The following is a 12,756-nucleotide window of genomic DNA, read 5'->3' as shown; positions in this document are numbered from 1 at the left end:
CACCGACTCAGCCCATGGAGGCCCCCGATGACCACCGCCACCACCTCCCCGGCCGAGACCGAGAAGGCCCCGCCGGCGGCGCGCAAGCGCTCCCCGCTGGCCGCCCTCGGCGGGCAGAACCTCAGCCTCATCGGTGCGCTCGTCATCGTCCTCGGCCTGTTCGGTGCCCTCAACGAGAACTACCTCAGCCTCTCGAACCTCCAGGTGATCGCCGAGGCCGCCACCATCACCGGCCTCCTCGCCATCGTGCAGACCGTGGTCATCATCTGCGGCGGCCTCGACATCTCCGTCGGCTCCCAGGTCGGCGTCGCCTCGGTCGTCAGCGCCATGGTCTTCACCAGCACCGGCTCCAGCGCCTTCGTCGGCATGCTCGCCGCCGTCGGCGTCGGCGTCCTGGTGGGCGTCCTCAACGGCCTCGTCATCGTCTACGGCCGCGTCAACCCGACCATCGCCACCCTCGCCGGCCTCGCCGCGTACAAGGGCCTCGCCCAGCTCCTGTCCGACGGCCGCGCCCAGGGGTACGTCCTCAACGACCCGGTCTTCGTCTTCCTCGGCCGCGGCAAGATCGCCGGACTGCCCGTCATGGTCTGGATCCTCATCGTCGTCGCGATCGCCGTGCACGTGATGCTCAAGTACACCGACATCGGCCGCAACCTCTACGCGATCGGCGGCAACGACACCGCCGCGCGCCTGGCCGGCATCAACATCAACAAGTACCTCGTCGCGGTCTACGCCCTCATCGGCGTCGTCGCCGCCGTCGCGGGCATCCTGCTCACCGCCCGCACCGGCTCGGGCCAGCCCGTCTCCGGCAGCGAGGGCCTCGAACTCAAGGCCATCACCGCAGCCGCCCTCGGCGGCTGCGCCCTCAAGGGCGGCAAGGGCGGGGTCGGCGGCACCCTCCTCGCCGTCGCCCTCCTGGGCGCCCTGGAGAACGGCCTCACGGTCGAGGGCATCAACACCTTCTGGCAGAACGTCGCCCAGGGCGCTCTGCTCGTTGCCGCCGTGGTGATCCAGCAGCGCCGCAACGGCGAACGGGCGGTCGGACTCCCGCACTGACGCCCCCCGCCGCACCGGCGCGTACGCGGCCGGCCGAGGCCCGCTCCCTTCGGGGAGCGGGCCTCGCGGCATGGGGAGGACGCAGGGGGGGCGGGCGGAGCGGCGGACACGCCGTAGGGCCTTGGCGGTCCCGGTCGCGCGCAGGCCGGGACGTGAGAGGGCGACGCGCTGGCCGGCCGCTCGGGCAGCACCCCTGGCCTCCGCCGTCCCAGGTCGGCGCCTGTCGAGGTCACGCGGTGGGGGAGGCCTGCCGACCACCGTTCCCGGCGGCCTACCCGGAGACGGCGTCACCGCGGAGGGGCACGTCCTCCCCTGAGGCGGGCGTCTCCGCGGGGCCGTCGGACGCGGCCGACCGTCGTACGCCTGCGCCCCGCGCGGCCCGGTCGAACGGCGAAAGCCCTCCCGGAAGCCGGGAGGGCTGGGGTGCGAACGAGCCGGGACCAAGCGCTCGGGGGACGGGCCCGGTCCCGGCGCCGCCGGGTGATTCCGGTGGCCTACTCCTCGGTCGGGCCGAGGTCGGGCGTCGCGCGGAAGTCGGCGGTACGGTTCCGGGGGCCGGCGTGGAGTTCCAGGACGACGATCTCGTTCGTGCCGGCGCGCAGGACGGGAGCGGGGACGTACAGCGACTTCTGCGGGCCGCGGGACCAGTACCGGCCCAGCGGGAAGCCGTTGACCCAGGCGTTGCCCTTGGTCCAGCCGTCGAGGTGCAGGTAGGTGTCGGCCGGCTCGGCGACCTCGAAGGTGCCCCGGTGGAAGGCCGGTCCCACGGGTGTCGTCGTGGCCGTCGCGAAGGGGATGTCCTCCAGGACGGTGAGCGGCAGCGGCCGGTTCGTCCACGCCGACGGTTCGACGCCGTCGACGAGGACCGATCCGAGTAGTCCCTTGCGGTCGTGGATGCCCTGGCCGTAGTTCACCCGGCCCTGGTTCTCCACCAGGATCGAGAGCACGCTGCCGGCCCGAGGGACGGTGAAGGCGAGGGAGTGCTCGTGGTTCTCGCGCTCCAGTACGCCCACGGGCTGACCGTCGACGAACACCTGGGCGCGGTCGCGTACGTGCTCGATCTCCAGCAGGGCGGGGCCGCGCACGGGCAGGGCGGTCTCGTACAGGACGAAGCCGAAGTCCTGCTCCAGCTCCTCCATGGTCAGCGGCCGGTGCGACTCGATCCGCGACGTCAGCGCGTCCGCGTTCGGCAGCAGCTCGGCGTTCTGCGTCAACGCGACCGCGGGAAAGGCCAGTTTGGCGCCCGGAGCGGGCACGGGCGCGTCCGGCACGGGCGCGTACTTGGCGATCACGTCACGGAAGGCCGTGTACTTCTCCGTCGGATCCCCGGCCTCGTCGAGCGGGGCGTCGTAGTCGTAGGAGGTGACGGTGGGACGGTAGGTGTGCTTGTCGTTGGCACCGTTGGTGAAGCCGAAGTTGGTGCCGCCGTGGAACATGTAGAAGTTCACCGAGGCGCCGGCGGCGAGGGCCTCGTCGAGCTCGCGCGCGGCGTCGTCGGCGTCGCGGACGACGTGCCGGGCGCCCCAGCGGTCGAACCAGCCGATCCAGAACTCCGTCGTCATCAACGGGCCTTCGGCCCGCTGCGCGCGCAGGGCGGCCAGGTGGTGGGCCGAGCGGCTGCCGAAGTTGACTGTGGCGAGGACACCGGGCAGGGCGCCGCGCTCCAGGTCGACCGGCTGGTCGCAGGTGAACAGGGGGACGTCGACGCCGTTGGAGCGCAGCGAGTCGGCGATGTGTTCCATGTAAGCGGTGTCGTCGCCGTACGCTCCGTATTCGTTCTCCACCTGCACGGCGAGGACCGGCCCGCCGCGCGAGGCGAGGTACGGCTGGAGCGGGGTGAGCAGGCGTCGGAAGAAGTCGTCCACCGCCGCGAGGAACCGCGGGTCGCGGGAGCGCAGTCGTATGTCCGGCTCGGTGAGCAGCCACGAGGGCAGGCCGCCGCCCTCCCACTCCGCGCAGATGTACGGGCCCGGGCGCAGCAGGACGTGCAGTCCCTCGGCCGCGGCGAAGTCGAGGAAGCGGGGGAGGTCGAGCCCGCCGTCGAGGACGAAGTGGTCGGGGCGCGGCTGGTGGAGGTTCCAGGGGACGTAGGTCTCGACGGTGTTGAGGCCCATGAGGCGGGCCTTCCGGAGGCGGTCCCGCCATTGCTCGGGGTGGACCCGGAAGTAGTGCAGCCCGCCGGACAGGAAACGGAAGGGCTTTCCGTCGAGCAGGAATCCGGTCTGGTCTGTCTGGAGAACGGGCATGCGCTGCTGGCTCCTGTACGTGAAGGCGTGCGGGTCGAGACGTCGCCTGGCGTGTTTGCGTAAACATAGCAGGCGTGACAAGCCCTTTCCGAGGGCTCGCGGGGCGGAGCGCCTGAGCTCCGCCCCGGGGTGGTGCGGTCCTACTTGTTGACGGTGAAGCCCTGGCCCTCTCCGTACTTCACGCTGGCGTCCTGCCAGGCCTTCAGGCCGTCGTCGAGCTTCGTCGGGGAGACGTACGCCTTGCCGACGGTGTCGTTGAAGATCGAGTTCGAGTAGACCTGGAACGGCAGGTAGGACCATGCCTCACCGACGTTGCGGGCGGATTCGGCGAAGATCCGGTTGGCCTGCTGGCCGCCGAAGTAGGGGAAGGGCTTGTCGAGGAAGGCCTGGGATTCGAGGTCGGCGCGGGTGGCGGGGAAGGCGCCTTCGGTGACGCGGCTGCTGGCGCCGGCGCCGGTGGTGGCGAACTCGGTGAAGGCGTAGGCGAGTTCCTTGTTCTTGGCGGCCTTGGGGACGGCGAGGGAGCTGCCGCCGTTCTCGGCGCTGGTCTTGTCGCCCTTGGTCCACTGGGGGAGGGGTGCGACGCGCCAGTCGCCGGAGGCGGCGGCGACGCCGGAGGTGAGGTTGGCGGGCATCCAGGCGCCGATGGAGAGGGTGGCGACGGAGCCGTCGGCGAGTCCCTTGTACCAGGCGTCGCTCCAGGAGCTGATCGGTGCGACCAGCTTTTCGTCGAGGAGCTGCTGCCAGGTCGCGGTGTACTTCTTCGTGCCCTCGTCCCCGAAGTTCACGGTGACGTTCGTGCCGTCCGTCTTGTACGGGCGGCCTCCGGCCTGCCAGATGAGGCTGGTGGTGGCGCCTGCGTCGCCGGTGTCGTTGGTGATGAAGACCTTCGGGTCGGCCTTGTGCAGGGTCCGTGCCGCCTCGACGTACTCCTCCCAGGTGGTCGGCACCTTGACGCCGTGCTTGTCGAAGACCTTCTTGTTGTAGAAGAACGCCATCGGGCCCGAGTCCATCGGCAGGGCGTAGATCGCCTTGTCCTCCGAGACCGCGTTCCACGGGCCGGGCGTGAAGCTCGTGCCGTACTTGGCGGCGCCGTAGGAGGAGAGATCCTCGACGGTCTTGCCGATGGCGAACTGGCCGAGGGCGTAGTACTCGATCTGGGCGACGTCGGGCGCGCCGTTGCCGGCGGCTATGGCGTTCTGGAGGGCGGTGTACTGCTTGTCGCCGGTGCCGGCGTTGACGAGTTCGACGTCGACGTTGGGGTACTTCTTCTCGAAGTCGGCGGCGACCTTCTTCAGAGTGGGCTCCCAGGCCCACACCGTCACCTTGCCGCCCTTCTCCAGCGCGGCGGTGACGTCCTTCGGGGTGCCACCGCCGGTGCCGGCGTCCGAGTCGTCGGAGCCGCAGGCCGTGGCGGTCAGAGAGAGCGTGGCGAGCACGGCGAGGGCGCCGAGCAGTCTGCGGGAGGTGTGGGTACGCATGGGAGGCGGCCTCGCCGCCGGCGGTCTGGGCCTGCGCGTTCCAGGCGTTGAGGCCGAGGGTCAGCGGGTACCAGTCGGGGTCCTTGATCATGATCAGCGGCAGGAAGTAGTTGTTCCAGGTCGCGACCATGGAGAACAGCAGCACGGTGACCGTGCCGGGTACGAGGAGCGGCAGCGCGATCGTGAAGAAGGTGCGCAGCTCGCCGGAGCCGTCGATCCGCGCGGCCTCCAGGAGCTCGGTGGGGACTGCCTCGGCGGCGAAGACCCACATCAGGTAGAGCCCGAAGGGGGAGATCAGGGAGGGGATGATGACGGCCCAGGGGGTGTTCGTCAGGCCCATGTTGCTGAACATGAGGAAGGTGGGCACGGCGAGGGCGGTGCCGGGGACGGCCACGGCTCCGATGACGACCGCGAAGACCGCCTTGCGGCCGGGGAAGTCGTACTTCGCGAGGGCGTAGCCGCCGAGGACGGCGAGGACCGTGGCGCCGCCCGCGCCGACGGCGACGTACAGCAGCGTGTTGAGCAGCCAGCGGACGAAGACGCCGTCGTCGTAGGTCACCGTGCGGGTGATGTTCTCCCACAGGTTGAAGTCGTCGGCGAACCACAGCCCGAAGGAGTCGAGCAGTCCCCGCTGGCTCTTGGTGGCGTTGATGACCAGCCAGGCGAGCGGGAGCAGGGTGTAGACGAGGACCAGGCCGGTGAGGAGGGTCAGCGGGATGCTGGGCCGGGGGTTGAGCGGCGTGTGCGGGAGCCGCTTCCGGTTGCGGACGGTGGCGGGACGGGCGCCGTGCGGGGCGGCCGGTGCCCTGCCGGACCGGGACTCCGGGGGAGTCGAGGAGGACTCGGCGGCCGCGGTGGTCATGGAGGTGGTCATGGCTCAGCCCTTCCGCATGCCGCGCAGCTGGACCGCGTAGGCGATGATCGCGGTGATCACGCCCATCACGATCGCCACGGTCGCCGCGTAGTTGTGCTGCTGCCCCGAGAACGACAGCGAGTACGTGTACAGGTTGGGGGTCAGGTCGTTGGTGATGGCGTTGGGGGCGAGCTTCTGCAGGATGCTCGGCTCGTTGAAGAGCTGGAAGCTGCCGATGATCGAGAAGATCGTGGCGATGACCAGGGCGCTGCGGATGGCCGGCAGCTTGACCGAGGCCACGATCCGCCACTCCCCGGCGCCGTCGATCGCCGCCGCCTCGTACAGCGAGCGGGGAACGACCTTGAGGGCGGAGTAGAAGATCAGCATGTTGTATCCGACGAACTCCCAGGTGACGATGTTGCCGATGGAGGCGAGCACCAGGGAGGGGGAGAGAGGGTTGGGGAGACTGACGCCGAGCGCCTCGTTGATGTTGCCCACCAGGCCGAACTGGTCGCCGTACATGAAGCCCCAGATCAGGCTGGCGACGACGGCGGGCACGGCGTAGGGGAGGAAGATCGAGACGCGGAAGAAGGTCTTGCCGTAGAGCCGGCCGCTGTCGATCGCGAGGGCCGCGAGGAGCGCGATGCCCAGCATGATCGGCACCTGGACCAGCAGGAAGAGGCCGACGCGCATCAGGCCGTCCCAGAAGCGGGGGTCCTTCAGCGCCTCGCCGTAGTTGTCGAGACCGACGAAGGAGGTCCCGCCGATGAGCCGGTCCTGGAAGAGGCTCAGGTACCCGGCGTATCCGATCGGCGCGAGGAAGACGAGGCCGAAGACCGCGACGAACGGGCCGGCGAAACCCCAGCCCACGAGTGCCTCCTTGCGGAGGCGGAAGCGGGCTCGTGGGCGGGGCGGTGGTGCTGCCGTAGCGCGCGTCGACAGAAGCGTCATGGCGTGTTCCTAGCGTCGGTGTCCGGTCGGTCCGGAGGACGGGAGCGGAGGTACGGGCCTGAGGTGTACGGCAGCCCGAGGCCGAGGGCTGCATCTGGCTGGAAAGAGGCCCTGGGAAAGCTGGCCGACGAGAAATGTTTACGTAATCATCGGTAGCGTGATGGTGACATTCCCGCAGGGGGGCGTCAAGCACGAAGTGGCAGCGGAAGAGAGGGAATCGGGTGACCGAGCAGAGCGCGACCGGCCGGCCGGCGGTGGTCACGAAAGGCGGCGGGCGGGGGGCGCGTACCGGGCAGCGCAGGGTTTCCATGGCGGACGTCGCCCAGCTGGCGGGCGTGTCCTCGCAGACGGTCTCGCGCGTCTCCAACGGTGACGCGGCCGTCGTCGAGACCACCCGGAAGCGGGTCCTCGACGCGATGAAGGAGCTGGGATACCGTCCGAACAGCGCGGCGCGCGCCCTCAAGCGGGGCGACTTCCGGGCCATCGGCGTCATCACGATGGGGCTCAGCAGCACGGGCAACGTCAGGACCCTGGACGCCATAGCGGGATCGGCGTCCCGCGCGGGCTACGCGGTCACGCTCATCCCGCTGGACGCGCCCACCCAGGAGAACGTCAAGGGGGCGTTCACCCGCCTCGACGAACTGGCGGTCGACGCCGTCGTGCTGATCATGGAGGTGCACCTGCTCGACACCGCTGCCCTCACCCTGCCGCCGCACGTCAAGGTGGTCGTGGTCGACTCCGACGCCACCGACTTCCCGGTGGTGGACACGGACCAGCGGCAGGGCGCCCGCGCCGCCGTGCGGCATCTGCTCGGCCTCGGCCACGACACGGTCTGGCACGTCGCGGGACCCGAGGAGTCCTTCGCGGCCGGCCGCCGCGCCGAGGCGTGGGAGGAGGCACTGCGTGTCGAGGGGCGGGCGGTGCCACCCGTGCTGCGCGGGGACTGGACCCCCGAATCGGGGTACGAGGCCGGTCTGAGGCTCGCCGGTGAGCCCGGGTGCACGGCGGTCTTCGTGTCCAACGACCAGATGGCCCTCGGCCTGCTGCGGGCCTTCTACGACCGCGGGGTGCGCGTCCCCGGGGACGTCAGCGTCGTCGGCTTCGACGACATCCCCGAGGCGGCGTCCTTCATTCCGCCCCTGACGACCGTGCACCAGGACTTCGCGCGGGTCGGCGAGTGGTGCGTCGACGCGGTCCTGCGCGAGCTGGCGGGCGAGACGGTCACGGGGGTGCGCCTGGTGCCGACCACCCTGGTGGAACGGCACAGTACGGCGCCCCCCGCTGCGCGCGGACGGGAGAACTGACGCCGCACGCCCGTGGTCGCGCGGGGGAGGCCGGGCCGCGGGGTGTCCGGCGGCGGCTTCAGGCCAGGGCGCCCGGCCGCGGCGGAGCCGTGCTCGAGCGCACCACGACCCCACCGCCGTCCCCACGGCACCGGCGACGGCGTCGCCGTCCGCGCCGCCGAAGCCCTCCGCCCCGGCCAAGCCGTCCGCGTCCGCGAAGCCGCCGAAGCCGGGCCCGCCGTCGACGGATCCCGACTACGACGTCTTCCCCTGCAACACGGGTGACCTGACGTTCACGGCGAGTCCGGCCGAACCCACCACGAGCAGCTACCTGTTGAAGGTGACCAACAAGACGGGGAAGCCGTGCCGGGTGCTCGGCCACCCCGTGGTGACCTTCGGCGCCCTCGACGGGCAGGCGAAGAAGCGCGGTTCCGCCCCCGGCATCGAGGAGGCGATCCGTCTCGCGCCGGGCCAGTCGGCCTACGCGGGACTCATGGGAGGCCTGAAGAGCGGCACGAGCAAGACGGTCTCCTCCATCGCCCTGACCATGGACACGGAGTCCGACCTGGCCCAGGCCCCGCTCAAGGCGTCGACACCCGGCCTGACCGTCGCCACCGGCAACTCGGTCACCGCGTGGATGGACAACGCCGAGGACGCCCTCAGCCTGTAACCGGCCCGCACCGCGCGGCCCGGAGGGGGCGTGCACGGGTCGGCGGCCGGGCGTGGGTGGTTCAGAGGCGGATGACGACCAGGGCCGTGTCGTCGGTGTTGCCGTCGGTGTTCGAGAGGTCCGCCAGGAGGGCGTCGGCCAGGGCGTCCGGGTCGGAGCGTCCGCGGCGGGCCAGGGAGTCGGCCAGGCGGGTCAGGCCGGCGTCGATGTCCTCCGTGCGGCGTTCGATCAGGCCGTCGGTGTACATCACCAGGGTCGCGCCCTCCTCGAAGGGCGTGGATGCCTGGGGACGGGGCACGTGGTCGGGGCGGGCGCCGAGCGGTGGATCGGTCGCCCCGTCCAGGAAGACCACGTCGCCGCCCGCGGTGAGCAGCGCGGGCGGCGGGTGGCCGGCGCTGCTGTAGGTCAGGGTGTGGCTGCCCCAGTCGATGAAGGTGGTCGCCACGGTGGACGACTCGGCCCCCTCGACGGACCGGGCGTAGATCCCGAGTACGTCGAGTGCCTGCGCGGGGCCGGCGGCGACGAGTGTGGCCGCGCTCAGCGCGCTGCGGAGCTGACCCATGACGCAGGCCGCGGTGAGGCCGTGGCCCACGACGTCGCCCACCGCCACCGCCATCCGGTCCCCGGGGAGTCCGACCAGGTCGTACCAGTCTCCGCACACGTTGAGGCCGCCGACCGCGGGGCGGTAGCGCACGGCCGCCCGGTGGTGCCCGACGGGCCCGGGGGAGGGGAGCATCGCCGCCTGGAGGGCCAGCGCCACCTTCCGCTCCCGGGCGTGCGCCTCGCGCAGCCGTTCGTTGACCTCCTGGAGCTCCCGGGAGCGCGTGTACAGCTCGGCCTCCAGCCGGCCGGCCTCCATGCCGCCGCCCAGGCCGCCGCGGGCCTGGATGAGCGGGGTGACCTCCTCCACCCGGTGCACGATCATCGCGACCCGGCCGTCGAGGTCGAGCACGGGCGCGTTGACCGGGCTCCAGAAGTGCTCGTGCCAGTTCCCCGGCTGCTGCGCGTCCTCGATGTCGTAGCGGAGCAGCGCCATGGTGTCGCGCTCGCCGGTGGTAACCACGCGCAGCATCGACGCCTCGGTCTCGCGCATGCCCGCCGCGGCGGGGTCGTGCGGGTTCTCGGGGAACACGTCGAAGATGTAGCGGCCGATCAGCTCCGCGCGGGAGCGCCCGGCGAGCCGGGCGAAGTCCTCGTTGACGTCGAGGTACACCAGCTCGGGTGTGAGCAGGGCGACCATTCCGGGCAGGGCCTGGAACACCGCTGCGTAGTCGACCCGCTGTTCGTTCATTCCGCTTCCCGTCTCCCGCGCCGACCGCACCCTGCGCGGTTCAACGATAGGAGTGATCGAGCCGTGGCGGCCGAACTCCAGTCTTTCGAGGTCGGCGGCCGTCACCCGGTCGGCGGAAGGGGCGTCCGCCGCGCTGCGGCCCGGGCTCCGGCGGGCTTCCGGTCGAACCGCACGCCGTCCGGCGCCGGCACTCCGGCCGGGGGAGGGGACCCGCCGCACCACGGCGGGCCCCCTCTCGGCACGACCGTCAGGCCAGGACGACCGGCAGGTCGAACAGGTCGTTCTGCGTGACGACCGGCTTGTTCCGCAGCTCCTCCGGCGCGACCGCCAGTCGCAGCCCCGGGAAGCGCGCGTACAGGGCGGGCAGGGCCACCGACGCCTCCAGACGGGAGAGGGCGGCACCCGGGCAGACGTGCGGGCCGTGGCCGAAGGAGATGTGACGGTTCGGCGTGCGGGTGGCGTCGAACGCGCCCGCCGTCGGGCCGTGCTGCTCCTCGTCCCGGCCGATCGCGCCGAACGACACGATCAGGGCCTCGCCCTTGGGCAGGATCCGGTCACCCACCTCGATGTCCTCGGTGGCGAAACGGATCAGCACGTGCGAGGTCGGCGTCGACCAGCGCAGGGTCTCCTCGATGACGTTCGCCCACGGGACCTCGCCGGAGAGGACCAGCGCCCGCTGCTCGGGGTGGGTCTCCAGGGCCACGACGGCGTTCACGATGAGGCTGATCGTCGTCTCGTGCCCGGCCGCCACCATCAGCTGGAGGGTGTTGGTGATCTCTTCCGTGGTGAGGCGGTCGCCGCCCTCCGACGCCTCGATCAGCGCGCTCGTCAGGTCGTCCCCGGGCTTCTCGACCTTGCCCGCCACGATCCCCGCGAACAGCGTGCCCAGGTCCGCCATCATCTGCGGCACCTCCTCGGGCGGCGTCTGCGTCGAGAAGAACTTCTCGAACAGGGCCTTCATCCGCGGGTGGTCGACCGGGTCGACGCCCATGAGGTCGCTGACCACGTTCATCGGCAGCGGGTAGGCGAACTCCGCCTTCAGGTCGACGGTCTCGCCCGCCGGACGCTCCGCGAGCCGGTCCAGCATGCCCGTGGTCAGGGCCTCGATGCCCTCGCGGAGCCGCTCCACCCGACGGGCGGTCAGTGCCTGCGCGACGAGCGCGCGCAGCCGGCGGTGCTCGTCGCCGTCCACCGTCAGCATCGACTTGCCGGGGTTGGCGAGGCCGATCAGCGGCCAGTCCATGGGTATCTCGCCGCGCTGCCAGGCGCCCCAGACGTCGATGTCCTTGACGAGACGGGCATCGGTGAGCAGCCGCCGCGCCTCGGCGTGGTGGGTGACGGCCCAGCAGGCCACCCCGCCGGGCAGGACGACACGGGCCAGCGGGCCGGCGGCCCGCAGCCGGGCGCTCTCGCCGTCGAGGTCGGCGACGAACGGATCCAGGGCGATGGCGTCGGCGACGGACGCGGCGTGGGCGTGCGGGCAGGTCGAGAAGCCCGGGGACGACCTGACGAGCGCGCTGATCGAGGCGTCGGAGGGCGGCGACCGCCTCACCACGGAAGAGATCACGTCGAGGAGGTCGCCCAGGACCTCATGGTGATGCTGGCCGCCGGCCACCAGCCCACCGCCGACTGGATCGGCAACTCGCTGCGGCTGATGCTGACCGACGACCGGTTCGCCGCCTCGCTGTCCGGCGGCCGGCACAGCGTCGGCGAGGCGATGAACGAGGTGCTCTGGGAGGACACCCCCACCCAGAACGTCGCCGGCCGCTGGGCCTCCCGCGACACCCACCTCGGCGGGCGCCGGATCGGCAGCGGCGACCTGCTCCTGCTCGGTCTGGCCGCCGCCAACTCCGACCCGCACGTACGCGCGGACGCCGGCGGGCTGACCGGCGGCAACAACGCCTACCTCTCCTTCGGCCACGGCGAGCACCGCTGCCCGTTCCCCGCGCAGGAGGTCGCCGAGACCATCGCACGGACGGGGATCGAGGTGCTGCTCGACCGGCTGCCGGACGTCGACCTCGCGGTACCCGCKGCCGATCCGGCGCCCGCCGAGGTGGGTGTCGCGGGAGGCCCAGCGGCCGGCGACGTTCTGGGTGGGGGTGTCCTCCCAGAGCACCTCGTTCATCGCCTCGCCGACGCTGTGCCGGCCGCCGGACAGCGAGGCGGCGAACCGGTCGTCGGTCAGCATCAGCCGCAGCGAGTTGCCGATCCAGTCGGCGGTGGGCTGGTGGCCGGCGGCCAGCATCACCATGAGGTCCTGGGCGACCTCCTCGACCGTGAAGCCGGCGGTGTTGCCCAGCATCCGGGAGGCCACGTCGTCGCCCGGTGCCGCCGCCTTCGCGGCGAGCAGCCCGACCATCGACTCCCCCAGGTGACGCTGCCCCTCCAGCGCCCCCTCCTGACCGTTGATCATGTCGTTGAGGGCGGTGACGAGTCCCGGCCCCTGCTCGTCGGAGAAGCCGTAGACGCTGGCGAGGACCCGGACCGGCAGCAGCATCGCGTACTCGGCGATGATGTCGCACGACCCCTTGCCGCACAGCGCGTCGATCAGCTCGTCGGCGAAGTGCTCGGCGCGCTCCTTGAGCAGGAACGGGTCGATGCCCTCCAGGGCCGAGGAGATGACGTTCGCCCGCTCGCGGTGCCGCTCGCCCACCGTGTAGAGGATCGACGGCTGCTTGCGCCCGATCATGGGCAGCAGCGGCCAGTCCGCCGGGATGGCGTCCCACTGGTTCCACAGGTCGGAGTCGCGGGAGAAGAGGACCGGGTCGCTGGTGACCTGGTGGAGCTCGCGGTAGCCGAGGACCAGCCAGGCGGGCACGTCGCCGTCCAGGACGACGGGGGCGACGGCCCCGTGGTCGCGCCGGATCTGCCGGTACAGCTCGTTGGGGTCGGTCTGGAAGCGCGGCCCGCTGAGGGGGACGGGCG

At 71.5% G+C, this 12,756-nt stretch carries 8 protein-coding genes and 3 pseudogenes; 4 read left to right on the top strand and 7 right to left on the bottom strand.

Annotated elements, in window-relative coordinates; all coding sequences use genetic code 11:
* Nucleotides 1–27: 27 nt before the first annotated feature.
* Complete coding sequence (locus tag EAO70_RS34035) at nucleotides 28–1,056, top strand: ABC transporter permease (RefSeq protein WP_148006680.1); 1,029 nt, start codon at nucleotides 28–30, stop codon at nucleotides 1,054–1,056.
* Between the two features lie 494 nt (nucleotides 1,057–1,550).
* Here EAO70_RS34035 and EAO70_RS34030 read toward each other — a convergent pair whose 3' ends face one another.
* From EAO70_RS34030 to EAO70_RS34015, 4 genes and pseudogenes are all read right to left on the bottom strand, one after another.
* Nucleotides 1,551–3,302, bottom strand: coding sequence for a glycoside hydrolase family 35 protein (locus tag EAO70_RS34030; RefSeq protein WP_148006679.1), 1,752 nt, complete (start codon nucleotides 3,300–3,302; stop codon nucleotides 1,551–1,553).
* Nucleotides 3,303–3,442: 140 nt separating this feature from the next.
* Nucleotides 3,443–4,783 carry an ABC transporter substrate-binding protein gene (locus tag EAO70_RS34025; protein ID WP_148006678.1) on the bottom strand — a complete coding sequence of 447 codons (1,341 nt, stop codon included), beginning with the start codon at nucleotides 4,781–4,783 and terminating at the stop codon, nucleotides 3,443–3,445.
* Between the two features lie 7 nt (nucleotides 4,784–4,790).
* Nucleotides 4,791–5,657 (bottom strand): annotated as a pseudogene (locus EAO70_RS34020) (carbohydrate ABC transporter permease); the annotation flags it as partial.
* Nucleotides 5,658–5,660: 3 nt separating this feature from the next.
* Entirely contained in the window at nucleotides 5,661–6,587 is a 927-nt protein-coding gene (locus EAO70_RS34015; RefSeq protein ID WP_148006677.1) for a carbohydrate ABC transporter permease, read from the bottom strand.
* A gap of 308 nt (nucleotides 6,588–6,895) precedes the next feature.
* Here EAO70_RS34015 and EAO70_RS34010 point away from each other — a divergent pair, with 308 nt between their 5' ends.
* Together EAO70_RS34010 and EAO70_RS38260 are read left to right on the top strand one after the other, a co-directional pair.
* On the top strand, nucleotides 6,896–7,891 hold the full coding sequence (locus EAO70_RS34010; protein WP_148006676.1) for a LacI family DNA-binding transcriptional regulator: 996 nt from the start codon (nucleotides 6,896–6,898) through the stop codon (nucleotides 7,889–7,891).
* Complete coding sequence (locus EAO70_RS38260) at nucleotides 7,869–8,540, top strand: DUF4232 domain-containing protein (RefSeq protein WP_187284152.1); 672 nt, start codon at nucleotides 7,869–7,871, stop codon at nucleotides 8,538–8,540. Before EAO70_RS34010 ends, EAO70_RS38260 begins: the two co-directional genes overlap by 23 nt.
* Nucleotides 8,541–8,601: 61 nt before the next feature.
* Here EAO70_RS38260 and EAO70_RS34000 read toward each other — a convergent pair whose 3' ends face one another.
* Entirely contained in the window at nucleotides 8,602–9,831 is a 1,230-nt protein-coding gene (locus EAO70_RS34000; protein ID WP_148006674.1) for a PP2C family protein-serine/threonine phosphatase, read from the bottom strand.
* A 247-nt stretch (nucleotides 9,832–10,078) separates the two neighbouring features.
* Nucleotides 10,079–11,278, bottom strand: coding sequence for a cytochrome P450 family protein (locus tag EAO70_RS33995; RefSeq protein WP_148006712.1), 1,200 nt, complete (start codon nucleotides 11,276–11,278; stop codon nucleotides 10,079–10,081).
* A 123-nt stretch (nucleotides 11,279–11,401) separates the two neighbouring features.
* Between EAO70_RS33995 and EAO70_RS39780 the strand changes: the two are divergent.
* Nucleotides 11,402–11,860, top strand: a pseudogene (locus EAO70_RS39780) (cytochrome P450); the annotation flags it as partial.
* On the opposite strand, the pseudogene EAO70_RS33985 reads toward EAO70_RS39780, so the two are convergent.
* Nucleotides 11,858–12,756: pseudogene (locus EAO70_RS33985) on the bottom strand (cytochrome P450); the annotation flags it as partial. The pseudogenes EAO70_RS39780 and EAO70_RS33985 overlap by 3 nt on opposite strands.

Source organism: Streptomyces sp. adm13(2018) (assembly GCF_008042145.1).
GTDB lineage: Bacteria > Actinomycetota > Actinomycetes > Streptomycetales > Streptomycetaceae > Streptomyces.
The sequence above is the reverse complement of the archived record's forward strand: the minus strand, read 5'-3'. Positions and strand labels throughout refer to the sequence as shown.